Here is a 24,481-nt window from a genome sequence, read left to right as displayed (position 1 = left end):
CCCGATGACGCGCACGGTTCTTTTGCTCACGGTTGGCTTTTTGGCGCTGAGTGGCGCGGCTCAGGCCCAGACGACCTTGCGCGACATCCAGGCGCGTAACGCCGCCGCTCAAGCGGTGGACGACGTACGGCGCGATGCGCTGGCCAGCCAGATCGAGACCTCGAACGCCAATGAGCGGGCCAGAACCCAGGTGATTCTGCGCGATCTCAGCGACCAGCGGAACGGGACGATCCCGCCGCGTGACGAGGCCGCGCGGCGCGATGCCGAGCTTGCGGCCTCCGCGAACCGCATGGAACGCTTGACGCAGGACGCGCTGGACCAGAGCAATGCACGCATGCGGGCCATCAAGCCCGCCAGCGAACCGAACTGAGCGAGGACTGCATGGAGTGGGAAGGCGGTCGCCGATCCGGCAACATCGAGGATCGGCGTGGTCTGGGGCCTGTCGGCATCGCCGGCGGCGGCATCGGCGCGGTGGTGCTGGCCGCCATCGGCTATTTTGTGTTCGGCATCGATCCGCGCACGACAATGGAGGCCACGCAAGGTCTGCAGCAGCCTGCTGCGCAAGAGGGGACGCGCGGTGAGGTCTCCGACCGCGAGGGCCAGTTCATCGACGTGATCGAGGCCTCCAACCAGGACGTCTGGACGCCGATCTTCCGCAACGAAGGCGTCGACTACCGTCCGCCCGAAGCCATCGTGCTCTACAAGCAGGCCACCGGCACCGGCTGCGGCACGGGCCAGTCGGCCATGGGGCCGTTCTACTGCCCGGCCGACCAGAAGGTCTATCTGGACCTGTCGTTCTGGCAGGAGCTGGAAAGCCGCTTCGGGGCCAAGGGCGAGTTCGCCCGCGCCTATGTCGTCAGCCACGAGATCGGCCACCACGTGCAGCACCTGCTGGGCGCCGACCAGCAGGCCCGCCGCCTGGGCGCGCGGGGTGAGGAGAGCGGCTCAGTGCGGCTGGAGCTGCAGGCCGACTGCTATGCCGGCGTCTGGGCGGCCCACGCGGGCGAGGCCTCGGGCGGCAAGATCGTCATCAATCGCGCCGACATCGAGGACGGCCTGGGGGCCGCGGCCGCCGTGGGCGATGACACCATCCAGAAGCAGACCCAAGGCCAGGTCGTACCCGACAGCTTCACCCACGGCTCCAGCGCCCAGCGCATGCGCTGGTTCACGCGGGGCTATGACCAGGGCGACCCGTCGGCCTGCGATACCTTCAAGGCCAGCCGGCTCTAAGGTCTACTTCTTCTTCGGGGCGTAGGCGATCAGCTGGATCTCGACGATGCCGCCTTCTGGCAGCAGGCCGCTCGTCCCGACGGCGGTCCAGGCCGGATGGGCGCCCTTGATGAACTCGCTCTTGACCGCGTTGATCATGGCCAGCTGCTCCCAGCGCGGGGCGGGCTGATCGGGACCTTCCCAGACGTGGAAGCTGTTGATCATCACCACGTCATCGAACGTGGCGCCCGAGGCCTTCAGCGTGTTGTCCAGGGCCACGAAGGCGCGGCGGACCTGCCGCTTGAATGACTCGGGGTCCGTGCCCTCGTCCTTGCCCCGGCCGGCGACCGCGCCCGAGACGTAGAGCATGTCGCCGGCCCGACGGGCGGGGGCGTACTTGAACTCGTCATAGGCCTTCTGATTGCGCTCGGCGGGGATGATCACCTCGCCGCCCGAGGACGGGATCGTCTTCGGATAGGTCTCCTGCGCCAGGACGGGCGTGGCGACCAGGGCGCAGAGGACGGGCAAGAGCAGGCGACGGAAGGCCATCAGCGGATCTCCGAAGAACTTAGGTCTCCGGATCGCGTGGCCGCCCGTCGGCGGCAAGTGAATTTACCGTCACGTCGTTCGCCCTTGACCCCTGCGTCAACACGCCTAGTCTCCGGCCGTTGTTCACCGGGGGGTCGCTCGCGCGGCTGAGATTGGGCTTAGGCCCTGACCCGTAGAACCTGATCCGGGTCATGCCGGCGAAGGGAGGGAACGCGGTCGGGGCGCCCGTCGTCCGTCCGTAAACCGACTCAAGCGCGACACGTCCGGGTCTCCTTAGAAGCTTGAGGAGCGCCCGAAATGAATATCCAGACCACCATCAAGTCCGTGGCCGAGACCATCTCCACCGGCCCGATCCCCGGCTCGCGCAAGGTCTACCAGGCCGGCCAGCTGTTCCCCGACATCCGCGTGCCGTTCCGCGAGGTGGCTGTCCACCCGTCGGCCAACGAACCGCCGGTGACCATCTACGACCCGTCGGGCCCCTACAGCGACCCGACTGTCGCGATCGACATCGAGAAAGGCCTGCCGCGCACCCGCGAGGCCCTGGTCGTGGCGCGCGGCGATGTCGAGCTGGTCGCCAATCCCCGCCAGGTGAAGCCCGAGGACAACGGCTTCGCCCAGGGCAAGCACCTGGCTCCGGAATTCCCGGACAACAGCCGTCCGATCTATCGCGCCAAGCCCGGCAAGCTGGTCACCCAGCTGGAATACGCCCGCGCCGGGATCATCACCGCCGAGATGGAATATGTCGCCATCCGCGAGAACCTGCGCCGCGAGCAGGACCGTCCGTGCGTGCGCGACGGCGAGGACTTCGGCGCCAGCATCCCCGACTTCGTGACGCCTGAGTTCGTGCGCCAGGAAATCGCTCGCGGCCGCGCCATCATCCCGGCCAACATCAACCACGGCGAGCTGGAGCCGATGGCGATCGGCCGCAACTTCCTGGTCAAGATCAACGCCAATATCGGCAATTCGGCGGTGCTCTCCACCGTCGCCGACGAGGTCGACAAGCTGGTCTGGGCCACGCGCTGGGGCGCCGACACGGTCATGGACCTGTCGACGGGCCGCAACATCCACAACATCCGCGACTGGATCATCCGCAACTCGAGCGTCCCGATCGGCACGGTGCCGATCTACCAGGCGCTGGAGAAGGTCAACGGCGTGGCCGAAGACCTGAATTGGGAGGTCTTCCGCGACACCCTTATCGAGCAGTGCGAGCAGGGCGTCGACTACTTCACGATCCACGCCGGCGTGCGCCTGCCGTTCATTCCGATGACCGCCAAGCGGGTCACCGGGATCGTGTCACGCGGCGGCTCGATCATGGCCAAGTGGTGCCTGGCCCACCACAAGGAGAACTTCCTCTACGAGCACTTCGAAGACATCTGCGAGATCATGCGCGCCTATGACGTGTCGTTCTCGCTGGGCGACGGCCTGCGTCCCGGCTCGACCGCCGACGCCAATGACGAGGCCCAGTTCTCGGAACTGCGCACCCTGGGCGAGCTGACCAAGGTCGCCTGGAAGCACGGCGTCCAGGTGATGATCGAGGGGCCGGGCCACGTGGCCATGCACAAGATCAAGGCCAACATGGACGAGCAGCTGAAGCACTGCCACGAGGCCCCCTTCTATACCTTGGGCCCGTTGACCACGGACATCGCGCCTGGCTACGACCACATCACCTCGGCGATCGGCGCGGCCATGATCGGCTGGTTCGGCACGGCGATGCTCTGCTACGTCACGCCCAAGGAGCACCTGGGCCTGCCGGACCGCGACGACGTCAAGACTGGCGTCATCACCTACAAGCTGGCCGCCCACGCCGCCGACCTCGCCAAGGGCCACCCGGGCGCGGCCATGTGGGACGACGCCATCAGCCGGGCGCGGTTCGAGTTCCGTTGGGAGGACCAGTTCAACCTCGGGCTCGACCCGGAAACGGCCCGCAAGTTCCACGACGAGACCCTGCCGAAGGAAGCGCACAAGACCGCCCACTTCTGCTCGATGTGCGGACCCAAGTTCTGCTCGATGAAGATCAGCCACGAGGTCCGCGACTTCGCGGCCGGCATCGCGCCGAACGACGCGGCGCTGGGGATGGCCGAGATGAGCGAGAAGTTCAAGGAACAGGGCTCGGAGATCTATCTGAAGACGGAATAGGGCGGGCGGGTTTGACTCGCCGCTAGGCGAGGCGAGTGGCGGCGGCTAAAGCTCAGGCTTTCGGAGCCGCCGCCATGCCCTCCCGCCGCGCCCTGATCGCCGCCATGCCTTTGCTGGTCGCGGGATGTTCCGGCGGCGAAAGCCCTTACGAACGCGCGGTCCGGGATCTCTGGCGTCTGCCGGACCTGGGCGGGGGCGGCGTGCCGATGATCGCCCTGATCCATGCCGCGACGCTGGCGGCGAACGGACACAACACCCAGCCCTGGCGCTTTCGGATCGAGCCTCGCGCGATCGAGATTCTTCCGGACTTTTCACGGCGGACCTCGGTGGTGGATCCGGACGACCATCACCTGTTCGTCAGCCTGGGCTGCGCTCTGGAGACGCTGCTACAGGCGGGCGCCGGCTACGGATGGGCGGGCGAGCCGGAAATCTTGCCGGAAGGCCGCGTCAGCATCGCTTTCTCCAGCGCGCCGGCTCGCCCCGACGTCCTGTTCCAGGCCATCCACCGCCGCGCCTCGACCCGGACCGAATATGACGGCAGAGCCGTGGACGCGGCCACGTTGCGACAGCTTGAGGCCGCTATCGGACGGGACGTGGAGCTTCGATGGGTGCTGGAGCCAGGCGAGCGCGCTCACCTGACGGACATGATCGTCGCCGGGAATAGCGCCCAACTGGCCGATCCCGCCTTCATGCGCGAACTGACGGACTGGATCCGCTTCGACGCCGGAGAAGCGTTGGTGAAGCGGGACGGACTGTTCACGGCCGCTTCCGGCAACCTCACCGCACCGCGCTGGCTGGGCGAGCGGCTGCTTCCCATGGTCATGACGAAGAAGAGCGAGACCGATCGCCTCGCGGGCTGGATGAGCAGCTCGGCGGGCGCGGTGGTCTTCACCGGTCCAGCGGAGACGCCCGCCGGCTGGATCGCCGTGGGACGCGCCTTCACCCGGTTCGCGCTGACGGCTACCGCCGCAGGCTTGAAGCTGGCCTTTCTCAACCAGCCGGTCGAGGATCTGTGGACGCGCCGCCGAATGGCCGCCTGGCTGGGTGAGCCGGCCAAACGCCCCGATCTTGTCGTCCGCTTCGGTTACGGACCTGATTTGCCTCGGTCCTTGCGCCGCGCCCCTCAGGCCGTTCTGCTCCCCTAGCGGCGGCCCTTGCAGCGATTTAACTGGCGCGGCGGCGGAGACATCTCCACCGTCGCGGCCCATGAACCGTTCAATGAAACGCTTGAGTCTGCTGGCGGCCGTCGCCGTCCTCGCCGTCGCCGCTCCGGCCATCGCCGAAAGCCCGTTCTGGCCGGTGCAGGCCAAGGGACAACCCGTGGCGGCGGAGCTGCGCGGGGCCTGGAAGTCGCGCGGCTACGGCTGGATCGTGCAGTTCGGCCCCGACGGCGCCCAGCTGTTCCAGACCGCCGGCGAGGCCTGCTATCCGGATCCGCGCCGGGAGCCCGATCCCGACGGCGTCATGGCCCTCTGGCGCGCCGAGGGGCAGGGAACGATCACCCTGACCGGCAGCCAGGACGGCACGCGCTATCTGTTCGACAAGCTGCCCAACCTGCCCACGCCCTGTATCGCCGCAGCGGCCTGGACCCCGGACCGCATCGTCGCCTTCGCCGCCGACACCTTCGCCGCCTACTACCCGCGTTCGGCCGAGCGCAAGCTGGACTGGCCGGCGCGCAAGGCCGCGGCCCTGGCCCAGGTCGGGCCGAGCGCCACCGACGCCCAGCTTTGGACGGCGCTGTCGGGTCTGATCGCCGGGCTTGATGATCCGCATGTCGAGCTGCACGGCATTGTCGACGGCTCCCGGCGCGACCTGGAACCCGGCGAGTCTCCGACCCTGAACCGCGTCCACGCCGCAGATCCGCAGGGCGAGGAGAAGGCGTGGCTGCAGGCCTATCGGGAAGGGATCCTGACCGGGATCCTGCAGGGGCGCGGTCGGCAGGCGGCCAATAACCGCGTCTTCTGGGGGCGGGTCGACGACATCGGCTATCTGAACATCGTGACCATGGGCGCCTTCGCCCGCAATGCGGCGCCGGACGATCCCCGGCCCCTGGATCCCGTGCTAGACGAAGCCATGGCCGCCTTCGCGGGGGCCAAGGCGTTGATCGTCGACGTCAGCAACAACCGCGGGGGTTACGACACCATCGGCCAGCGCATCGCCGCCCGCTTCGCCGCGCGGCCGCGCGCGGCCTACGCCAAGGTTCCGGTCGGGGCCAAGGCGCCGCCGCAGCCGATCAAGATAGAGCCCGCCAGCGCGGTCCGCTTCACCGGGCCGGTCTATCTGGTCACCAGCGACATCACCGTCAGCGCGGGCGAGACCTTCACCCTGATGATGAAGGCCCTGCCCAATGTCACCCAGGTGGGCGGCACGACGCGCGGGGCGTTCTCCGATCAGTTGCCCAAGCCATTGCCGAACGGCTGGGCGATGGCGCTGCCGGCCGAGCTCTATAAGGGACCGGAGGGCCAGGACCTGGAGGGCAGGGGGCTCGTCCCCGACGTGCCGATGGCCGTCTTTCCCGATGGCGACCTCTCGAATGGTCACGCCAAGGCCATCCTCGGCCTGATCGCGAAAATTCGCGAGGGGGCTGTCGGAACGACGGGCCGCTGAACGTCCTGGTCGTCATGCAAGCGAAAGGTCGCCGGCGGCTGCCAGGTGTTCCCTAAGGGCTAGCACGCTCAGGTTGCAGGCGCTTTTTGAAGGCTCCGCCGCGCGACGCCTCCAATCCGCGCCTCATGCGTCGGTGCGACATGCTGGCGCGCTTTATTGCCAAGCTGCAACATCGTTTCGCGCGCAACACGCCACGGCCGAAAATGTGACGATATTTCAATGCCTGGACGTTGTTTGAGCGCCTGAAGACACACGAGTGTGCGCTTTATGGCGCATTGCTTTTTCTTAACGCCGGGGGGCGTTGCGGAGGGCGTCGCACCCCCGTAAGGAGCGGCAACCCAGCGTTGGCGCGGCCGAGCGTCGACGTTCCTGTCACTCGTGTTTTCGTGGGCCTATATGACCCTTTCGACCATCCTCCTGTACGGGCTGGCCTCGGCCGCGCTCGACCCCGTGTCCGCCGCCTCGGCCGCGCCGGCGATCCCACCCATGGCCCCGCCCGAGGCGGTCGCCGAAGCGGATCCGAAGAAGCCGCAGGTCAAGGACGACGGCCCCAACGAGGTTGAGGGTCTGGTCATCCAGGCCGATCCGCGCGGCAAGGTCGAGGGCGACATCAAGCCCGAGATCGAACTGAACGAGGAAGAGATCAAGAGCTTCGGCGCGGGCAGCATCGGCGAACTGCTGACCATGCTGACGCCCCAGACCACCAGCACGCGCGGCCGCGACAGCAGCGGACCAGTGCTGCTGATCAACGGTCGCCGTATCTCGGGCTTCCAGGAGATCCAGGGGATCCCGCCCGAAGCGATCGAGAAGTTCCAGGTGTTGCCGGAAGAGGTCGCGCTCAGCTACGGCTACAAGGCCGACCAGCGGGTCGTGAACATCATCCTCAAGAAGAACTACAACGCCTTGCAGACGCAAGCCGCAGTCACGGTGGCCACCGATGGCGGCCGGACCTCGCCAAACGTGGGCGGCAACCGGGTGAACATCAACGGCGACAAACGCTGGAACGTCGACGTCCAGCTGTCGCATGACCCCTATCTGCTTGAGACCGACCGCAACATCGTCCGCGCGCCGAACGGCCAGCCGTTCGATCTGGTGGGCAATGTCTCGAGCCTGAACGGCGGCAATCTCGACCCGACGATCGCCTCCAGCTTCGCCGGCGTGCCGGACTCGGCGGTGAACGGCCGCGCGCCGCTGGCCGACTTCGGTCCGCTGGCCGGCCGCTACAACACCGGCGACCTGACCGCCAGCCGCTCGCTGATCTCCAAGGCGGACAAGGGCACGTTCCGGGGTTCGATCAGCCGCGACCTCAACAAGCAGACCCAGCTGACCCTCAGCGGCAACCTGGAAGACTCCAGCACCCACGCCCTGCTGGGCCTGCCGGGCGTGACCTTCAGCCTGCCGGGCGGCAGCCCCTTCTCGCCGTTCTCGCAGACCGTGACCGGCTATCGCTATATCGATGCGCCGGGCGCCCTGTCGCGCGACGTCGACACCCTGCGCACCCAGGTCAGCATGGCCGCCAACGGCCGGGTCAAGGACTGGCGCTGGAACGTCACCGGCGATTTCGACCGCACCAAGACCGACACCGAGACAGGCCGCGGCCTCGACGCCTCGGCGTTCCAGGCCGCCGTGGCGGCGGGCGACCCCACCGTCAATCCGTTCGGCGTCATCGCGCCCAGCCTCTACAAGACCGTGGCCCCGGACACGGCCCACTCGATCTCGACCGCGGCCAGCGCCGAACTGGTGCTGAACGGCAACCTCTTCATGCTGCCGGCCGGCGGCCTGCAGACGACGTTCAAGGTCGGGGCCAACAGCAAGGGCCTGAACTCCGAGACCGTCCGCTCGGGCGTGACCACCAAGCGCGACATCACCCGCACGACCGAGAGCTTCCAGAGCAGCTTCAACCTGCCGATCACCAGCACGCGCAACAACGTGCTGGCCAAGCTGGGCGACCTCTCGGCCAACTTCAACGCCGGCTATGACAACCTGTCGGACCTGGGCGGACTGACCACCCTGGGCGGCGGCTTCAACTGGTCGCCGATCAAGCTGATCAGCTTCATCGCCAGCTACACCGACGAAGAAGGCGCGCCCACGACCAACCAGATCAACGATCCGCTGGTGGTGACGCCAAACGTCTCGGTGTTCGACTTCACGACCGGCCAGACGGTGATCATCAGCCGTACGGACGGCGGCAACGCCAACCTGCTGAACGACAATCGCCAGGTCAGCAAGTTCGGCGTCAACTACAAGCCGTTCGAGAAGATCGAGCTGACCTTCAACGCCACCTATACCCGCGCCGAGACCAAGAACGTGATCGCTTCCTTCCCGGCGATCACCCCGGACCTGGAGCGCGCCTTCCCAGACCGCTTCGTGCGGGACGCCTCGGGCCGTTTGCTGTCGATCGACGCCCGTCCGGTGAACTTCGCCAGCGCCCAGAACGAGAACATCCGCTGGGGCTTCAACCTGTTCAAGGCGGTCGGCACGCCGACGCCTGGAGCCGGCGGCGGTCCCGGCGCGCGCTTCGGCGGCCCGGGCGGCGGACCGCCCGGTGGCGGCGGCATGATGCGCATGGGCGGCGGCGGTCCTGGCGGTCCCCCGGGCGGCGGCGGCGGCGGTCCCGGCGGCGGCATGGGGGGACCGCCCGTCGGCATGATGCGTCCGGGCCAGGGCCTGTTCCAGCTGTCGGTCTATCACACCTGGCGCCTCAGCGATGAGATCACGGTCCGCAAGGGCATGCCGGTCCTGGACCAACTGGACGGCGCGGCGATCAGCGCACGCAACGGCCAGGCGCGCCACGAAGTCTCGATCCAGGGCGGCTATTTCAAGGACGGCCTGGGCTTCCGCTTCAACGGCGCGTGGAAGGCCTCGACCTGGGTCGACGGCGGCTCGACCGGCGGCCAGACCCTCTACTTCTCGGACCTGGCCACGCTGGGCGTGAACTTGTTCGCCAACTTCAGCGCCCCCGCGCGCAAGCCGATGGTCGACAAGTTCCCGCTCCTGAAGGGCGCCCAGGTGTCGCTGAACTTCGAGAACCTGTTCGACTCCAAGCAGTCGGTGCGCGACCAGAGCGGCGCGACGCCCCAGGCCTATCAGCGCGACTATCTGGACCCGCTGGGCCGGACGGTGCGCCTGGGCTTCCGCAAGCTGCTTTAGACCCCGCGGCTTGGCCGGGGCGGCCTACCCGCCCTTGGCCAAGCCGCCGGCCGCCAAGCCAGTGCGATCAACCTGCGCGTCAGTCGATTGGTCGCATCGCGGCTCAATATGTCATTAAACTCTCAGGCGCACGCTTCCAGCTAGAACGGCCGCCCTCGGCCGGATCGGAGGCCGTCATGGCGACCATGACTTCCAGCACGCGCCGCACCGGCGACCACTTCGAGCCCACCGACACCGATCCCTTGGTCCAGCGCCGCCTACGCGGCTATCTGGAGCAGATCGACTACACCGCCTACGCCTCGAACAAGGCGGTGCTGGGCGCGACCGTGCCGAACGCCGACGCCAGCCGCTTCCAGCGCTTGGCGGTGGCCACCGCGACGGCCCGCGCCAAGTGGGTGGCCGAGGCCGCATCGATGGCCGACGCCACCGCTTCGCTGTCCGAGGCTCAGGTCGCGCGTCTGGCCCACCTGCGCTCGGCGTATGAGGAGCTGGTGGCGGTCTACGAGGCGACCCGGCGTCTGGTCGAGCGAGGCTACGTGCCGTTCCGCGCCCTCGAGGGATAATTACCCGGGCAATATTGACTTCGAGTTTCGTCCGGGTAAAAGGCGCGCCAGGCGTTTCGCCTCCGGAGAAGTTTGGCATGTCGGACCGCAAGGCGCTGCTGCGCGAATACAGGGAGCGCAAGGTCGAGTCCGGCGTCTATGCCGTGCGCTGCGTGCCGACGGGCGAGGTCTGGATCGGCGTCGCCCCCGACCTGTCCAACCGTCAGAACGGCGTCTGGTTCTCGCTGCGCCAGGGCTCGCATCGCGAGAAAAGCCTGCAGGCCGCCTGGAACGCCCATGGCGCGGAGGCTTTCCTGTTCGAAGCCGTGGAGGCGGTCGACATCGAGGGGCTTGAGGGCTCCATGCGAGCCGCCAAGCTCAAGGACCGTCGCGCCCACTGGATCGCGACGCTGAACGCCACGGGGCTGAACTGATGCCAATCAACCCGGGCGAAGAGCCCTATGTCGTCTTTCATGATCAGTTGCGGGTAGCGGTCGGCTCGCGCCTCGACGCGGCCCTGGCGGCCCAGAGGCTGATCGGCGAGGCGGGGGTGCTGATCTTCGACCCCGCAGGTCGGTCGGTGGACTTCGATCTCAGCGGCGGACCCGAGGCCCTGGCCGCGCGTCTCGCGCCGCCGGAAGAGGCCCCGCGCGGTCGTGGCCGGCCCAAGCTGGGTGTGGTGGCGCGCGAGGTGACCTTGCTGCCCCGTCATTGGGACTGGCTGGCCGCGCAGCCCGGCGGCGCTTCGGTGGCGTTGCGCAAGCTGGTCGAGGCCGCTCGGCGGGCCAGCGAGGGGCCAGACCGCATCCGCGCCGCTCGCGAAGCCGCATACCGCTTCGCCTCGGCGATCGGCGGCGACCTGCCGGACTTCGAAGAGGCCATGCGGGCCCTGTTCGCCAGCGACGACAAGGGCTTCGAAGCGCGGATCCAAGGCTGGCCGGTCGACATCGCCAGCCAGCTACGCACCTATGCGGCGGAGGCGTTCTTATCCGCCTGACTTCGCCACGACGTCGTCCAGCACCGTCTTGTAGGCCGCGTCGAACGGAGCCTTGTCGCTGTCGGGCTTGGCGGGCCACAGCGGACGAAGAGCGGCCGTGCGGGCGGCGGCGTCGCGCAGCCAGGCCGTATCGGCCTTGGCCAGCTTGGCCAGGCGCGTGTCGATCTCGGCCTTTGGGCGACCGTCATAGGCCAGCAGCGAGCGCAGCGCCCACAGGGCCTGCTCGTCCGGATTGGGCTTGGCCGCGCCCGGCTTGCGATGCGCCGTCCAGAGCACGGCCTCCAGGATCTGGGCGCGGTAGAGCGGATCGTTCCAGGTGCTGGGCGTGTGGCCCAGATTGGTCTGGAACAGGCGACCCTTGCCGATCTGGCGGGTCCAGGTGATCGGCACGAACCATGGACGCTTCAGGGCCATGTCGGTGAAGTCCAGGGCCTGCAGCGCGCGGACCTTGGTGGGGTCATAGTCCGAGTACTGATAGATCTCCTCGGCATAGGGGAAGCGGGCGGGCCAGGCGGTGTTGACGGGATCCTTGCCGCCGCCCGCTTTCTGGCCGAGGGCCTGCACGGTGATCGGCGTGCCCTGCGTCCAGGGGTGTCCGGCGAACTTGCCGTTGATGTAGGCGGTGTAGGTCTGGCCCGGACCGCTGTAGTCCCAGTGGGTATCAGTGGCGCTGTGCAGGCCGATGAAGCCGCCCCTGCCGCTCTCGACCCACTGCTGCACGGCGGCCCAGTTCTCGTTCGAGATCGGAAGTTCGCCGGTCGTGTAGAAGATCAGGAGGTCGATATCCTTCAGCTTCTGAGGCGTGATCACGCGGGCGTCCTGGGTGGACTCGACGGTGAAGGCGCCGGTCTTGGCCCCGATCTCGGCCAGGGCGATCTCGGACTGGGTCGGGCCGTTGCTGTTGGCGGGGCGCGTGACCGGCTTGTGCACGAACCCGACGGACTGATCGAGATAGAGCACCCGGATCTTGGCCGGCGCGGCTTCGACGGCGATTGGGGCGACCAAGGAAGCGGAGAAGAGCGCGGCGACCGCCGCGAACAGGGTCAGCAGTCGGCGCATCGTCGTCTCAGCTCTTGGGTTGCAGCAGGTCCCAGCGGTTGCCGGAAAGGTCTTCGAACACCGCCACCGTGCCATAGGCCTCATGGCGCGGCTCCTCCAGGAAGGTGACCCCGGCGGCGCTCATGCGGGCGTGGTCGCCGGCGAAGTCGTCCGTGTGCAGAAACAGCCAGACGCGTCCGCCGCCCTGGCGGCCGATCGCCTCGGCCTGTTCGCCCGTGGCGCGGGCCAGCAGGAAGTTGGTGCCGTCGGTCCCCGGCGAGACCACGACCCAGCGCTTGCCGTGGCCCATGTCGGTGTTCTCCACCAGGGTGAAGCCCAGCTTGCCGACATAGAAGGCGATGGCCTCGTCATAGTCGGCGACCAGCAGAGAGACGAGGGCGACGCGGCGGGCCATGGCGAGACTCGAGCTTCAGGGAAGCGCGAGCCTAGCCAATCCCGCCGGGAAGGAAAGCGATGAGGCCACTAGCCCCCGTTGTAGCCCCCGATGATCGGCAGGATCTCGCCGGTGATGTAGCTGGCCGTCTGGGGCGAGGCCAGGAACACATAGGCCGGGGCGATCTCCTCGGGCTGGGCGGCGCGTTTCATTGGAGTCTTGGCGCCGAACTGGGCGACGTCCGGTCCCAGCTTGTCGGCCGGGTTCAGGGGCGTCCAGACCGGGCCAGGGGCGACGGCGTTCACGCGGATGCCCTTGTCGATCAGGTGCGTGGCCAGCGAGCGGGTGAAGGCGTGAATCCCGCCCTTGGTCATCGAGTAGTCCACCAGGTCCTTGTTGCCCAGCAGGCCGGTCACCGAGCCTGTGTTGATGATCGCGCCGCCGTTGGGCAGATGCTTCACCGCTGCCTTGGCCATGTAGAAATAGCCGTAGAGGTTGGTCTTCAAGGTGCGGTCGAAGTGTTCCTCGGTCAGGTCCTCGAAGTCGAGCACGTGCTCCTGGAAGGCGGCGTTGTTGACCAGGATGTCGAGGCGGCCGAACTCGGCCACCGTCTTTTCTACGGCGGCCTTGGCGTAGGCGGGGTCGGCGACATCGCCGGGCAGCAGGATGGCGCGGCGGCCCTCCTGCTCGACGGCCATGCGGGTCAGGTTGGCGTCGTCGTCCTCGTTCAGGTAGCCGATGGCGACGTGCGCGCCTTCGCGGGCGAACAGCACCGCCACGGCGCGGCCGATGCCGCTGTCGGCGCCGGTGATCAGGGCGACCTTCCCCTCCAGCTTGCCCGAGCCCTTGTAGAACGGGGCGTCGTACATCGGGGCGGGATTCAGCGCGGCCTCGTCGCCGGGCTTGGTCTGGTGCTGTTCGGGGTAGGGCGGAGCGGGGTAGGGGCGAGCCCCGGCCTGCATGGCGTGGCTGGGCTTGTCGCCTTCCTCCTCGCCGTCGGACTTGAAGGACCGCTCCTCCTTGGCGTCGAGCGGCGCCTGGATGTCGCGATAGGCTTCCGCAACGCGGTCGCCGGTGTGCTCGAACTCGGGGGTCTGGGTCTCGGCCATGGCGTGCTCCTGAAGGACTGAGCCCGGAAAACCACTGGCGTCCGCCGATGTTCCAAGCCTGACCGAAAGCGGGTTGCCTGCAAAACGGGCATCGGTCAGGTTGCGCCCTCTTTGACATTGGTGACGACCATGCCGCGCGACGCGGCCGGAACGGCGCTCCCCCCGGAGCGGCCGCGCGGCCCCATTCTGACCGATCTGCTCGAACTGCTCCGCCTGGCGGGGCCGGTCGTGCTGTCGCGCCTGGGCATCATGGTGATGGGCCTGACCGACGCCATTGTCGTCGGCCACTTCTCGGCCCGGCAGCTGGGCTTCCACGCCATGGCCTGGGCCCCGACCTCGGTGTTCGTCACCGCCACGGTCGGCCTGCTGGTCGGGGTGCAGGTGATGACCGCCCGCGCCATCGGCGCAGGTCGCCGGCACGAGACCGGCGCGGTGCTGCGGCGCGGCCTCAGCTACGGCGCGTGGCTGGGCGTCGGCTCGGCGGCGGTGCTGGCGCTGTTCGGCCCGCTGTTCCTGCACAGCCTGGGCCTGAAGGACGGCCTGGCCGACGGGGCGACGGCGCCGTTGATCGTCTTCTCGCTGTCCCTGCCGGTCTATGCGATCTCAGTGGCGTTGACCTTCTGGCTGGAAGGCCTGGCGCGGCCGACGCCGGGGGCGGTGATGATGTGGCTGGCCAATGTCGTGAACCTCGCGGCCAATCTGCTGTTCGTGCCGGGGACCTTCGGCCTGCCAGCCCTGGGCGCGGTCGGCGGCGCCTGGTCGACCTTCGTGGCGCGCACCGTGCTGGCCGTCGCCCTGGCCATCTACGTCCTGCGCATGAAGGACGCCCGGGCGCTGGGCGTCTTCGACAAGCCCGCGCGCGACCGGCCGGCCGAGATCGAGCAGCGCCGGATCGGCTACGGCGCCGGCGCGTCGAACTTCTTCGAGGTCTCGGCCTTCGCGGGGATGAACTTGGTCGCCGGCTGGATCGGCGGCCTGGCCGTTGCGGCCTGGGCGGTCGTGCTGAACGTGGCGGGCGTGATCTTCATGATCCCGCTGGGCTTGGCCTCGGCCACGGCCGTGCAGGTCGGACGGGCCTATGGCGCCCGCGATCCGGAAGGCATGAAGCGCGCCGGCTGGATCGCCTTCGCGGTGATCGCCGTGATCGGCGTGGCGTGCGGCCTGCTGCTCTATCCGACCCGCCACTGGGTGGCCCTGGCCTATACGACCGATCCGGCGGCCCTGGGCCTGATCCTGCCCGCCCTGGTCCTGACCTGTTTCTTCCTGGCGCCCGACGCGGTGCAGGTGGTGGTGGCCCAGGCGCTAAGGGCGCGCGGCGAGGTGTGGGTCCCGACCTTCACCCACCTGATCAGCTACGCCCTGGTCATGGGGCCGCTGGCCTGGTGGCTGGCCATCCCGCGCGGCATGGGCCTGAACGGGGTGATCATTTCGGTGATCGTCACCAGTTTCCTGGCGGCGGCATTCCTGCTGTTCAGGTTCAGGATGCTGGACTGGCGGGATCGTCGCAATTCCCCTTCTCCCCCTGCGGGAGAAGGGGGCGGCGCAGCCGTCGGATGAGGGGTTGTAAGGGGCAGGACGGATAGGGCTTTCGACCCCTCATCCGTCTCGCTTCGCGAGCCACCTTCTCCCGCAGGGGGAGAAGGGATCAGGCCCCCAGGATCCAGCCCTCTTCGGTCTCGGCCGCCGCCAGTGCGTCTTCAGAAAGACCCTTCGGCGCATCGAACAGCGCGCCCAGCTTGCCCGCTTCGTCCAGCTTGGCGAAGTGTTCGGCCAGGGTGCGCACCTGGGTCAGGTCCTTGACCTCGCCCGGCGCGGCCGTGATCTTCAGCAGCGACGGATAGACCTCGGCCGCCACCACGGCGACGCCTTCGAGGTCGGCCTCGGTCAGGGCCTTGAAGCCGGTCTCGAACGGCCAGACTCGCACGGCGTCGCCACGCGCGTCCTTCAGCCGGCGCACGGCCGGGATGCCCATGATCGCCTGACCGCCGACCGAGCCGTTGTAATAGAGCTTCCAGATCGAGTGCGCGCCTTTGGCGGCCTGGTCGGCGTAGCGGAACTCGGGCAGGTCGCCTTCGCCATGTTCGCGCGGGCGCTTGGGCTGCAGCGTCGTCAGGGCGTCCTTGGGCGGGCAGCCCCAGAACGGGAAGGGGCCGCCGGTCAGGCGACGATTGATCTCCGAGCCGACGCCGAAGCGGTTGTTGGTGTTGTCGGCCTTGTCCTTGACCATCTTGGCCAGCTGGTCCCAGACCGCGCGCCAGGCGGTCTCGCCCGGCAGCGACAGGGCCTGCGAAAGCCCGCGCGGGAAGCCCAGCGGGAAGTCGAAGCCCACCAGGGCCCGCTCGCCGCGCTTCTTCAGGTCGTCCAGAACGGCGGCCAGCCGCGTCTCGGCCTCGCCGCGCGTCGCGGGGTTGTAGCTCTCGAAGGTCAGCCGGAAGCGCACGTCGCGCTTGAGCACGCCGATCCAGATGGAGTCAGCGCCCGTCGTCGGCTTGGCCGCGGCGCTCCAGTCGACGATCACATAGGCGCTGAACAGACGCGACACGGCAGGCGGCTCCCCGGGAAGGACAGGAGCCGCGCTTCTACTCCGGCGCGAACCTCACGGCCAGCCCAACGCGCAGCGCCCATACGAAAAGAGCCTGTCCTTTCGGACAGGCTCTGGTTCGTGTTCGAACAGTGGATCAGGCGGCGTCGCGGACCCGGGTGGTCGGGCCGATCGGGCGACCGTCGCGGGCGAACCAGCGGATCGGCGGCTCGCAGGCGGTTCCGAGGGCCGCGCGGACGATGGCCGGCGGACGGCGCTCTTCCGGGGTCATGAACAGGCCGTTGGTCTTGACCTTCAGGCCGGCGATCTTGTTGGCGCCCAGCATGGTCAGCGGCACGGCCAGAACCAGGCCCAGCAGGATCGGAGCGGTCGAGGTGAACAGGTCCGGGGTGAACCAGAACACGCCGCCCAGAACCAGGCCCGTGACGCTGATCCAGCCCATGGCGGCCGAGGCTTCCTTGAAGGCGACCTTGTCGGCGTCGCGGCGCTGGGTGGCCCAGCCCCCGACCTTGCCGGCCAGGATTTCCACGATGGCGCGAGTCTGGGTGAACATCAGCATCGGGGCCACCAGGGCCGAGAGCAGCATCTCGACGGCCAGGCCGGCGGCGACGCGGCGCTTGCCGCCGAAGCCCTTGATCTCGGCCTTGCGGCTAAAGACCAGGATCGAGCCCATGATCTTGGGCCCGAACAGCAGCAGGAAGGTGATGATCATGGCCCAGGCGGTGGCCTGGATCTCGCGCCAGTCGATCAGGGCGTGGGCGGCGGCCTGCAGGTCGGCCATGGTGAAGGCCGCCTTCTTCAGCTCGGGCATCAGGGCGCGCGAGGTGATACCGGCCGTCAGGGCGATGAACCACAGCGGCGACAGGGCGTAGCTCAGCACGCCGATCACCAGGTGCATGCGGCTCATCCAATGCAGGCCGGGCAGGGCGACCAGCGGCACGTGCTGGACGTTGCCCCGGCACCAGCGGCGGTCGCGGGTGGCGAAGTCCAGCAGGTTCGAGGGGCTCTCCTCGTACGAGCCTTCCAGATAGGGCGCCAGGTGGACGCTCCAGCCGCCGCGGCGCAGCAGGGCGCTTTCCAGGGCGTCGTGGCTCATCACCTCGCCGCCGAACGGCTTGGGACCGGCCAGGTGCGGCAGGCCGCAGGTCTCGGCGAAGGCGCGCGTGCGGACAATGGCGTTGTGGCCCCAGAAGGAGCTCTCCGAACCCGACCACCAGGCCAGGCCCGTCCAGGCGACGCGGCCGTACAGGCGCGTGGCGAACTGCAGGGTGCGGGCGAAGATCGTCTGGCCGTTGATGATCATCGGCATGGTCTGGATCAAGCCGGCGCCGGGGTGACGCTCCATGGCGTCGGCCAGGCGGACCATGGCCTCGCCGGTCATCAGGCTGTCGGCGTCCAGCACCAGCATGTGCTCGTAGGCGCTGCCCCAACGGCGCACCCAGTCGGCGACATTGCCGGCCTTGCGACCCGTGTTTTCCTTGCGGACGCGGTAGAAGACGTTGCTGTGCGCCTCGCGGCGGAAGCGGGCGAAGCAGGCCTGCTCAGCGAGGGCCACCTGGGCGTCACGCGTGTCGCTGAGCACGAAGATGTCGAACTGGCGGCTCATGCCCGTTTCGGCGATCGAGGCGTCCATGGCGCGCAGGCGGGCGAAGACGCCGGCGGCGTCCTCGTTGTGGACGGGCATAAGGATGGCCGTACGCGTGTGCAGCTTGGGCATCGGGGCCTCGCCGTCGATGCCGAGCGGATCCTTGGGCTTGCCCAGCAGGATCACGAAGCCGGCGACGGCGGTGCAGAACCACAGCGACAGGGCCAGGAACAGCGGGGCCAGCAGGGTCAGAACCACGCCTTCCAGGCGGGTCACGCCGCCCAGGGCGATGGTGTCGAACGTGGCCTTCCAGCCCGCGAAGCCCATGGCGATCGTGGCCAGGGCCACGACCCAGCGGCGCACGGTCATGTTGGCCGCAAGAGCGGTGGCGCGGCGCGAGCCGCCCTGCCAGAAGCCCAGCGGCTGGACCGGCATGGCCAGCGGCGCCTCGGCGGGAATTTCCACCGAGTCACGGCGAACGACCTGATCGAGGGTCACGCTCGTGGAGGAGCGCACGTCGAAGAGGCTGGAGCGGTCGCTCATGTCTTGAAATCTCGGGCTGTTTCGGCGCGGAGACCCGCCGACTTCCCCTAGAGTAAAACTTCGATCACAAATTCGCTACCGGAAATCACGTGATTTTCGCAGGTGCGAGAAAAAACATCCTCGGCGACCTGGGTTGCGACCGCTCGCCTGCTGAGGGAGTTTACATAAGCTATTGAATTGGCAAGACCTTGATGGTGGCGACTTAAACTCGATAAGTCGAAATGGATCGCAAAGCTTGGCCACACGCCTCTTCACGTTCCCGCCTGGCGCGAGCGCTTAGGAGCGCCGATTTGCCCGCCAAAGGCTGACGTGTCGCGCGTGATTTCGGATCGGGAAAGCCGAATTCTCACGCGCGATCACGGAGCCGCGAGCCTAGGCGCGCACCGCCCCATGCAGGGCTTTCAGCGTCTTCAGCAGCGCCGCCGCGCCGTCCAGCGGCAGGCAGCTGGGGCCGTCGCACAGGGCCTTGTCGGGATCGGGGTGGAATTCCAGGAACACCGCGTCCGCGCCGGCCGCCACCGCCGCCTTGGCGATGATCGGCACGCCCGAGCGGCGGCCGCCGGTCGAGGCGCCGCCCGTGCGCGGGTCCGCGCCCGGCAACTGCACGGCGTGGGTGGCGTCAATCGACACGGGCACGCCCAGGGCCTGCATCTCGGCGATGCCCAGCATGTCGACCACCAGATTGTTATAGCCGAACGAGGCGCCGCGCTCGCACAGCACGATTTCCAGGTCCGGGGCGGCTTCGCGGGCCTTGCTGATGATGTTCTTGCAGTCCCAGGGCGCGATGAACTGCGCCTTCTTGGCGTGCATGATGCCTTGCTGGGCGGCGGTGGCCTTGGCGGCGGCGACGATCAGGTCGGTCTGGCGCACCAGGAAGGCGGGGATCTGGACAAGGTCGGCGACGGCGGCGACCGGCTCGGCCTGGTCGACTTCGTGCAGGTCGGTGGCGATCGGCACGTTCAGCTGCCGCTTGACCTCGGCCAGCATTTGCAGGCCCTCGGCCAAGCCCGGGCCGCGATAGCTCTTGATCGACGAGCGGTTGGCCTTGTCGAAGCTGGCCTTGAAAATATAGGGCAGGCCGAGATCGGCGCAGGTCGCCTTCAGCTCGCGACCGACCTCCAGGGCCAGGTCCAGGTTCTCCAGCACGTTCAGGCCGGCGATCACGGCCAGAGGCTGGCCGTCGCCGATCGAGATGTTCCAGCGCTTGAGGTGGGCGACGGGCATGGGAGACTCCTGGGGGCAGATGCGCGTCATCTACCCCCAGGCGATGGCGAGAACTAGCCCAGCTTGACCAGCATCTTGCCCATGTTTTCACCCGAGAACAGCTTGATGAACGCGTCCGGCGCGCGCTCGACGCCGTCCTCGACGGTCTCCTTCCAGGTGATCTTGCCGGACTTGATCCACTCGCCCATGTCCTTGGCGAACTGCGGATAGAGGTCGTAGTGGTTGGAGACGATGAAGCCCTCCAGCCGCAGGCTCTTGCCGACGGCCAGGATGATGTTGGACGGGCCTTCGGCCTTACCGGTCTCGTTATATTGCGAGATCATCCCGCACAGGGCGAAGCGGGCGAAGGGGCGTGCCGAGTTGATGGCCGCCTCGAGGTGGATGCCGCCGACGTTCTCGAAATAGACGTCGATGCCCTTGGGGGCGACCTTGGCCAGTTCGGCCACCACGTCGGGCGTGGCCTTGTAGTCGATGACGTGGTCCACGCCGATCGACTTGAGGAACGCGGTCTTCTCGGGGCCGCCGGCCGAGCCGATCACGGTGTGGCCCTTCAGCTTGGCGATCTGGCAGACGATCGAGCCCACCGCGCCGGCGGCGGCCGAGACGAACACCACGTCACCGTCCTTCAGCGCGGCGACGCGCAGCAGGCCGACATAGGCGGTCAGGCCCGGCATGCCGGCCACGCCGAGGAAGGCCTGGGGCGGCACGCCCTGGGTGTCGACCTTGGTGATCGCGCCCATGCCGGCGGCGGCCAGAGCCTTGGGATTGGCGTTGAAGGCCTCGCGCCAGCCGAACATCGAATTGACGATGTCGCCCGGCTTGAAGTCCGGATCGTTCGAGGTGACGACCTCGCCGATCGCGCCGCCCTGCAGGGCCTGGCCGATCTGGAACGGCGGGACGTAGCTGGGACGGTCGTACATGCGGCCGCGCATATAGGGGTCGACCGACATCCACAGGTTCTTGACCTGGATCTCGCCGTCGCCCGGCGCGGCCAGTTCGACCGTGGCCAGGTCGAAGTCGGAGACCTTGGGCACGCCCACGGGACGGCTCTTCAGGCGGATTTCGCGCGAGGTGGTCATGGTCGTTCCTCCCTGGCTCATGGCCAGTGTTGCTAATTCAAACGAATGTTTAGCGCGTCCTTACGCAAGGCTCCAGTGCTTCTAAGCGTCGCCGAAGCGGAGTAGACAGCGGGCCATGACCCAAACTCTAAGAGCAGGCGTCGTCGGCGCCGGAGTGTTCGGCGGCTATCACGCCAAGAAGTACGCCGAGCTGGAGGGCGTGACCCTGGTCGGCGTGTTCGACATCGACCTGACGCGCGCCCAGGCCCTGGCCGAGCCGCTGGGCGCCCAAGGCTTCGACGACATGGACGCTTTCCTGGCGGCGGTCGACGTGGTCACGGTCGCCACGCCCGCCGTCCACCACGCCAAAGCGGCGCTGAAGGCGCTGAAGGCGGGCAAGCCGGTCTATTCCGAAAAACCGCTGGCGGTGACGCCCGAAGACGCCGACCGGATGGTCGCCGCCGCCGCCAAGGCTGGGGTCCCCTTGGCCTGCGGTCACCAGGAGCGGGTGGTGTTCCAGGCCATGGGCCTGCTGGACATTCCCGAGCAGCCGCTGCGTTTGGAGGCCGTGCGACGGGGCGTGCCCTCGGATCGCAATCTCGACGTCTCGGTGGTGCTGGACCTGATGATCCACGATATCGACCTGGCCCTGGCGATCTGCGAGGCCCAGCCGATGACGGTGGACGGCGAAGGCGCGATCACCCGCTCGTCGTCGCTGGACTGGGTGAAGGTCGAAGCGATGTTCGAGAACGGCTTCATCGCCGTGTTCGACAGCTCGCGCGTCGCCGAGGCCCGTGAGCGGACCATGAAGGTCGCCTACCCCTCGGGCGAGGTCGAGATCGACTTCCTGGCGCGCACCTTCCGCAACACCACGCCATTCCCGCTGATCGAGAACTTCACCGAGACCCCGGCCGGCAAGGATCCCCTGGGCCTGTCGGTCGCCGGCTTCCTCGCGGCCGTGCGTGGCGAGGCCCCGCGTCCGGTGGTGACGGGGGAGGAGGCTTCGCGGGCGCTGGACCTGGCCTTGGCGGTGGAGCAGGCTGTCGAGGGGTAACGCGATCCGCGCGCCCCTTGGGAGAGGACCTTGTCGCACCAGGCCTGGCCGGTTGATCCCGGCGCGATCGTCCCGTTCCTGGTCGCGGTTGTCCTCGTCGAACTGACCCCCGGCCCGAACATGGGCTATCTGGCCGGTCTGTCGGCCGTCGAGGGGCGTCGCGCGGGCTTCGTGACCGTGGCCGGGATCACGTCCGGCCTGCTCTTCTACATGCTGGCCTCGGTGGCGGGCGTGACGGAGGTTCTGCGGGTCAATCGTTCGCTCTACCAGCTGCTACGCTGGGCCGGGGTGGCCTACATCCTCTGGCTGGCGGTCGACACCTGGCGCGGCGGCGAGGCGGCCGAGGTCGCGCCGCGACAGGCAAGCGATTGGACGCTTTACCGAAAAGGTCTGCTGGCAAACCTGCTCAATCCCAAGGCCGCGCTCTTCTACGTCACCCTGCTGCCGGGCTTCATCCAGGCGGGGCACGCGTCGCCCGTGCTGCAGGCGCTGATCCTCGGCGCGACCCATATCCTGGTCAGCATCGCCGTCCACGGGACCATAGTCCTGTCTTCCGACAGCCTGGCGCGACGTTTCGCGGCCATCGGCGACAGCATCCGGGCGCGGCGGGCCTTCGCGGTCGCCCTGCTGGCGACCGCCGTCTGGATCGCCTTCGAGACCCGGCGCTGAACCCTACAGGCTGACCTGAGCCCCCAGCTCCACCACCCGTCCCGGCGGCAGGTGGAAGAAGGTGGTGGGGTCGGCGGCGTTGCGGGTCAGGAAGGTGAAGAGCTTGCGCTTCCAGGCGGGCAGGGCGTCCGGCGCCACCGACGGCACGATCGTGCGGCGGCTGACGAAGAACGACGTGCTCATGATGTCGAACTTCAGCCCGTGCTTGCGGCAGGCCGCCAGGGCCTGCGGGATGTTCGGGCTCTCCATGTAGCCGTAGCGCACGGTGACCAGCGAGAAGCGGTCGTCGAGGGTCTTGGTCTCGATACGCTGGTCGTCCGGCACGTAGGGCGTGGTCTCGTTGACGACCTTCAGCAGCACGTTGCGCTCGTGCAGGACCTTGAAGTGCTTGAGGCTGTGCATCAGGGCCGGCGGCGTCGTCTCGGGGTCCGAGGTCAGATAGACGGCCGTGCCGGGCGTCGCGGCAGCCGGGCGGCGGGCGATCATCTCGCGGAAGTCGGCGAACGGCAGACCGTCCTTGTTGAGCTTGGTGCGCAGGCGCTCGGTGGCGCTGACGAAGATCGACATCAGCAGACACAGGCCCGCGCCCAGGGCCAGCGGCGCCCAGCCGCCGGTCAGCACCTTCAGCAGATTGGCGACGAAGAAGGTCAGGTCCAGGGCGAACAGCGGCACGATCAGCGCCAGGGACGCCCACAGGCTCCAGTTCCAGACGTGGCGCACGACGATGTAGGCCAGCAGGGTGGTGACCACCATCGTACCGGTCACCGAGATGCCGTAGGCGTGCGACAGCGCGCTGGACGAGCGGAACGACAGCACCACCAGCACGACGCCGACGAACAGCAGCCAGTTGATCGGCGCGACATAGATCTGGCCGGCCTCGGTGGTCGAGGTGATCTTGATGTCCATGCGCGGCAGCAGGCCCAGCTGGATGGCCTGCTGGGTCAGCGAGAAGGCGCCCGTGATCACCGCCTGGCTGGCGATGACCGTGGCGACGCCCGAGAACAGCACCAGGGCCAGCCGCCACTGGTGCGGCGCCAACTGGAAGAACCAGTCGGCGTTCGGCAGGGGCGTTCCCGCAGCCTCGGCGGCGGTCAGGGCCTGGGAGGCCAGCGCGGCCTGGCCGAAATAGTTCAGGGCCAGCATAGGCAGGGCCAGGGTGAACCACGACATCTGGATCGGGCCGCGGCCGAAGTGACCCATGTCGGCGGTCAGGGCCTCGGCCCCGGTGACGGTCAGGAATACCGCGCCCATAACCAGGAAGCCGGTCATCCCGTGATGGGCCAGGAAATAGATGGCGTAGGTCGGCGAGATCGCCCCCAGCACGCTGGGATCATCCTTGATGTGCCAGACGCCCAGGGCGCCCAGGCACAGGAACCAGCAGACCATGATTGGGCCGAAGATGCCGGCCACCTTGGCCGTGCCCTTGGCCTGGAAGGCGAAGAGGGCGGTCAGGATCACCAGACTGGTGACGATCACCTCCTGGGTGTCGAACCAGCCGGCGAAGCCGCGCACTGACTTCAGGCCCTCGACCGCCGACAGCACCGAGATAGCCGGGGTGATCACGCCGTCGCCGTAGAACAGCGCCGCGCCGATGGCCCCGAGGGCGAAGATCACGCCGGTGCGGCCCTTGGCGCCTTGCTGGGCAAGAGCCATCAGCGACAGCACCCCGCCTTCGCCCTTGTTCGAGGCGCGCATCAGGAACAGGACGTACTTGACCGTCACGACCAGGATCAGCGCCCACAGGGCCAGCGACAGCACGCCCATGATCTCGGGGCGCACCAGGCCGTCGCGCGCGGCTTCCTCCAGCGCATCGCGGAAGGCGTAGAGTGGGCTGGTGCCGATGTCGCCGAAAACGACGCCCACGCTGCCCAGCGCCAACGGCCAGAAACGCGACGTCGCGTGGCCGTGGTTGGAAGCTTGAGTTGTGGGGGTCGAGGAGGCTGTGTCGGCGAGGGGTGCTTTGCCCGCCATGTAAGCTCGAGGCTCCGATGCGCCGGCTCACGTCCGGCGGCGGCGCTTTACGCCCGTCCCCGCGTCGCAGCAATCGAAAAGCGACGGATCGGTGTCACCATTCC

21 protein-coding genes and 1 riboswitch are annotated in these 24,481 nt (G+C 68.1%); of the genes, 12 read left to right on the top strand and 9 right to left on the bottom strand.

Translation table 11 applies throughout. The features are described 5' to 3' along the window. Positions 1 to 4: 4 nt before the first annotated feature. On the top strand, positions 5 to 370 hold the full coding sequence (locus CSW62_RS16790) for a hypothetical protein (protein ID WP_099579740.1): 366 nt from the start codon (positions 5 to 7) through the stop codon (positions 368 to 370). Between the two features lie 11 nt (positions 371 to 381). Continuing rightward, positions 382 to 1,230 carry a neutral zinc metallopeptidase gene (locus tag CSW62_RS16785; protein ID WP_099579739.1) on the top strand — a complete coding sequence of 283 codons (849 nt, stop codon included), beginning with the start codon at positions 382 to 384 and terminating at the stop codon, positions 1,228 to 1,230. Between the two features lie 3 nt (positions 1,231 to 1,233). Here the strand turns inward: CSW62_RS16785 and CSW62_RS16780 are convergent, their stop codons facing one another. Continuing rightward, complete coding sequence (locus CSW62_RS16780) at positions 1,234 to 1,758, bottom strand: RidA family protein (RefSeq protein WP_099579738.1); 525 nt, start codon at positions 1,756 to 1,758, stop codon at positions 1,234 to 1,236. Positions 1,759 to 1,875: 117 nt separating this feature from the next. Then, positions 1,876 to 1,981: riboswitch (TPP riboswitch) on the top strand. A 74-nt stretch (positions 1,982 to 2,055) separates the two neighbouring features. On the opposite strand from CSW62_RS16780, the gene thiC reads away from it, so the two are divergent. The 7 genes from thiC (at position 2,056) to CSW62_RS16745 (ending at position 11,190) form a co-directional block, all read left to right on the top strand. Further along, positions 2,056 to 3,894 carry a phosphomethylpyrimidine synthase ThiC gene (gene thiC, locus CSW62_RS16775; protein ID WP_099579737.1) on the top strand — a complete coding sequence of 613 codons (1,839 nt, stop codon included), beginning with the start codon at positions 2,056 to 2,058 and terminating at the stop codon, positions 3,892 to 3,894. A gap of 74 nt (positions 3,895 to 3,968) precedes the next feature. Next, complete coding sequence (locus CSW62_RS16770; protein WP_099579736.1) at positions 3,969 to 5,039, top strand: hypothetical protein; 1,071 nt, start codon at positions 3,969 to 3,971, stop codon at positions 5,037 to 5,039. Positions 5,040 to 5,112: 73 nt separating this feature from the next. After that, positions 5,113 to 6,501, top strand: a complete 1,389-nt coding sequence (locus tag CSW62_RS16765) for a S41 family peptidase (RefSeq protein ID WP_099579735.1) — start codon at positions 5,113 to 5,115, stop codon at positions 6,499 to 6,501. Between the two features lie 396 nt (positions 6,502 to 6,897). Next, positions 6,898 to 9,651: a TonB-dependent receptor gene (locus tag CSW62_RS16760; protein WP_099582332.1), complete on the top strand. Its 2,754-nt coding sequence runs from the start codon at positions 6,898 to 6,900 to the stop codon at positions 9,649 to 9,651. 176 nt (positions 9,652 to 9,827) lie between these two features. Next, on the top strand, positions 9,828 to 10,214 hold the full coding sequence (locus CSW62_RS16755; RefSeq protein WP_099579734.1) for a hypothetical protein: 387 nt from the start codon (positions 9,828 to 9,830) through the stop codon (positions 10,212 to 10,214). Positions 10,215 to 10,291: 77 nt separating this feature from the next. After that, entirely contained in the window at positions 10,292 to 10,627 is a 336-nt protein-coding gene (locus tag CSW62_RS16750; RefSeq protein ID WP_099579733.1) for a GIY-YIG nuclease family protein, read from the top strand. Then, the gene (locus CSW62_RS16745) at positions 10,627 to 11,190 is read left to right on the top strand and encodes a DUF2239 family protein (protein ID WP_099579732.1); all 564 of its coding nucleotides are present in this window, start codon (positions 10,627 to 10,629) and stop codon (positions 11,188 to 11,190) included. The genes CSW62_RS16750 and CSW62_RS16745 overlap by 1 nt, the downstream gene beginning before the upstream one ends. Here the strand turns inward: CSW62_RS16745 and CSW62_RS16740 are convergent. From CSW62_RS16740 to CSW62_RS16730, 3 genes are all read right to left on the bottom strand, one after another. Continuing rightward, positions 11,179 to 12,249 (bottom strand): ThuA domain-containing protein, encoded by a 1,071-nt coding sequence (locus tag CSW62_RS16740; protein WP_099579731.1) that lies wholly within the window; start codon positions 12,247 to 12,249, stop codon positions 11,179 to 11,181. The genes CSW62_RS16745 and CSW62_RS16740 overlap by 12 nt on opposite strands. Before the next feature lie 7 nt (positions 12,250 to 12,256). Next, positions 12,257 to 12,643: a VOC family protein gene (locus CSW62_RS16735; RefSeq protein WP_099579730.1), complete on the bottom strand. Its 387-nt coding sequence runs from the start codon at positions 12,641 to 12,643 to the stop codon at positions 12,257 to 12,259. A gap of 68 nt (positions 12,644 to 12,711) precedes the next feature. After that, positions 12,712 to 13,731, bottom strand: coding sequence for an SDR family oxidoreductase (locus CSW62_RS16730; protein WP_099579728.1), 1,020 nt, complete (start codon positions 13,729 to 13,731; stop codon positions 12,712 to 12,714). Positions 13,732 to 13,842: 111 nt separating this feature from the next. Between CSW62_RS16730 and CSW62_RS16725 the strand changes: the two genes are divergently transcribed. After that, the gene (locus CSW62_RS16725; RefSeq protein WP_099579726.1) at positions 13,843 to 15,288 is read left to right on the top strand and encodes an MATE family efflux transporter; all 1,446 of its coding nucleotides are present in this window, start codon (positions 13,843 to 13,845) and stop codon (positions 15,286 to 15,288) included. A gap of 88 nt (positions 15,289 to 15,376) precedes the next feature. Here CSW62_RS16725 and CSW62_RS16720 read toward each other — a convergent pair whose 3' ends face one another. The 4 genes from CSW62_RS16720 to CSW62_RS16705 all read right to left on the bottom strand — a co-directional run bounded on the left by CSW62_RS16720 (position 15,377) and on the right by CSW62_RS16705 (position 20,704). Next, entirely contained in the window at positions 15,377 to 16,273 is an 897-nt protein-coding gene (locus CSW62_RS16720) for a cobalamin biosynthesis protein CbiG (RefSeq protein ID WP_099579724.1), read from the bottom strand. Positions 16,274 to 16,409: 136 nt separating this feature from the next. Beyond that, positions 16,410 to 18,401: a glucans biosynthesis glucosyltransferase MdoH gene (mdoH, locus tag CSW62_RS16715; protein WP_099579722.1), complete on the bottom strand. Its 1,992-nt coding sequence runs from the start codon at positions 18,399 to 18,401 to the stop codon at positions 16,410 to 16,412. A gap of 372 nt (positions 18,402 to 18,773) precedes the next feature. Further along, positions 18,774 to 19,625: a 3-deoxy-8-phosphooctulonate synthase gene (gene kdsA, locus CSW62_RS16710; protein WP_099579720.1), complete on the bottom strand. Its 852-nt coding sequence runs from the start codon at positions 19,623 to 19,625 to the stop codon at positions 18,774 to 18,776. A 53-nt stretch (positions 19,626 to 19,678) separates the two neighbouring features. Next, positions 19,679 to 20,704: an NADP-dependent oxidoreductase gene (locus tag CSW62_RS16705; protein WP_099579718.1), complete on the bottom strand. Its 1,026-nt coding sequence runs from the start codon at positions 20,702 to 20,704 to the stop codon at positions 19,679 to 19,681. A 115-nt stretch (positions 20,705 to 20,819) separates the two neighbouring features. Between CSW62_RS16705 and CSW62_RS16700 the strand changes: the two genes are divergently transcribed. Beyond that, positions 20,820 to 21,737 carry a Gfo/Idh/MocA family protein gene (locus tag CSW62_RS16700; RefSeq protein WP_099579716.1) on the top strand — a complete coding sequence of 306 codons (918 nt, stop codon included), beginning with the start codon at positions 20,820 to 20,822 and terminating at the stop codon, positions 21,735 to 21,737. Positions 21,738 to 21,767: 30 nt separating this feature from the next. Continuing rightward, positions 21,768 to 22,406 carry a LysE family translocator gene (locus CSW62_RS16695; protein ID WP_099579714.1) on the top strand — a complete coding sequence of 213 codons (639 nt, stop codon included), beginning with the start codon at positions 21,768 to 21,770 and terminating at the stop codon, positions 22,404 to 22,406. 3 nt (positions 22,407 to 22,409) lie between these two features. Here the strand turns inward: CSW62_RS16695 and CSW62_RS16690 are convergent, their stop codons facing one another. Beyond that, entirely contained in the window at positions 22,410 to 24,377 is a 1,968-nt protein-coding gene (locus tag CSW62_RS16690; protein WP_099579712.1) for a potassium transporter Kup, read from the bottom strand. Between the last annotated feature and the right edge of the window lie 104 nt (positions 24,378 to 24,481).

The organism is Caulobacter sp. FWC2 (assembly GCF_002742625.1).
GTDB lineage: Bacteria > Pseudomonadota > Alphaproteobacteria > Caulobacterales > Caulobacteraceae > Caulobacter.
The sequence above is the reverse complement of the archived record's forward strand: the minus strand, read 5'-3'. Positions and strand labels throughout refer to the sequence as shown.

Bases quoted from the DNA above. Each gene is read 5' to 3' on its own strand.
- CSW62_RS16730 (WP_099579728.1), bottom strand. From the start codon at position 13,731: ATGGCCGAGACCCAGACCCCCGAGTTCGAGCACACCGGCGACCGCGTT.
- CSW62_RS16750 (WP_099579733.1), top strand. From the start codon at position 10,292: ATGTCGGACCGCAAGGCGCTGCTGCGCGAATACAGGGAGCGCAAGGTC.
- CSW62_RS16770 (WP_099579736.1), top strand. From the start codon at position 3,969: ATGCCCTCCCGCCGCGCCCTGATCGCCGCCATGCCTTTGCTGGTCGCG.
- kdsA (WP_099579720.1), bottom strand. From the start codon at position 19,625: ATGCCCGTCGCCCACCTCAAGCGCTGGAACATCTCGATCGGCGACGGC.
- mdoH (WP_099579722.1), bottom strand. From the start codon at position 18,401: ATGAGCGACCGCTCCAGCCTCTTCGACGTGCGCTCCTCCACGAGCGTG.
- CSW62_RS16745 (WP_099579732.1), top strand. From the start codon at position 10,627: ATGCCAATCAACCCGGGCGAAGAGCCCTATGTCGTCTTTCATGATCAG.
- CSW62_RS16785 (WP_099579739.1), top strand. From the start codon at position 382: ATGGAGTGGGAAGGCGGTCGCCGATCCGGCAACATCGAGGATCGGCGT.
- thiC (WP_099579737.1), top strand. From the start codon at position 2,056: ATGAATATCCAGACCACCATCAAGTCCGTGGCCGAGACCATCTCCACC.
- CSW62_RS16690 (WP_099579712.1), bottom strand. From the start codon at position 24,377: ATGGCGGGCAAAGCACCCCTCGCCGACACAGCCTCCTCGACCCCCACA.
- CSW62_RS16735 (WP_099579730.1), bottom strand. From the start codon at position 12,643: ATGGCCCGCCGCGTCGCCCTCGTCTCTCTGCTGGTCGCCGACTATGAC.
- CSW62_RS16700 (WP_099579716.1), top strand. From the start codon at position 20,820: ATGACCCAAACTCTAAGAGCAGGCGTCGTCGGCGCCGGAGTGTTCGGC.
- CSW62_RS16765 (WP_099579735.1), top strand. From the start codon at position 5,113: ATGAAACGCTTGAGTCTGCTGGCGGCCGTCGCCGTCCTCGCCGTCGCC.
- CSW62_RS16790 (WP_099579740.1), top strand. From the start codon at position 5: ATGACGCGCACGGTTCTTTTGCTCACGGTTGGCTTTTTGGCGCTGAGT.
- CSW62_RS16740 (WP_099579731.1), bottom strand. From the start codon at position 12,249: ATGCGCCGACTGCTGACCCTGTTCGCGGCGGTCGCCGCGCTCTTCTCC.
- CSW62_RS16755 (WP_099579734.1), top strand. From the start codon at position 9,828: ATGGCGACCATGACTTCCAGCACGCGCCGCACCGGCGACCACTTCGAG.
- CSW62_RS16780 (WP_099579738.1), bottom strand. From the start codon at position 1,758: ATGGCCTTCCGTCGCCTGCTCTTGCCCGTCCTCTGCGCCCTGGTCGCC.
- CSW62_RS16760 (WP_099582332.1), top strand. From the start codon at position 6,898: ATGACCCTTTCGACCATCCTCCTGTACGGGCTGGCCTCGGCCGCGCTC.
- CSW62_RS16705 (WP_099579718.1), bottom strand. From the start codon at position 20,704: ATGACCACCTCGCGCGAAATCCGCCTGAAGAGCCGTCCCGTGGGCGTG.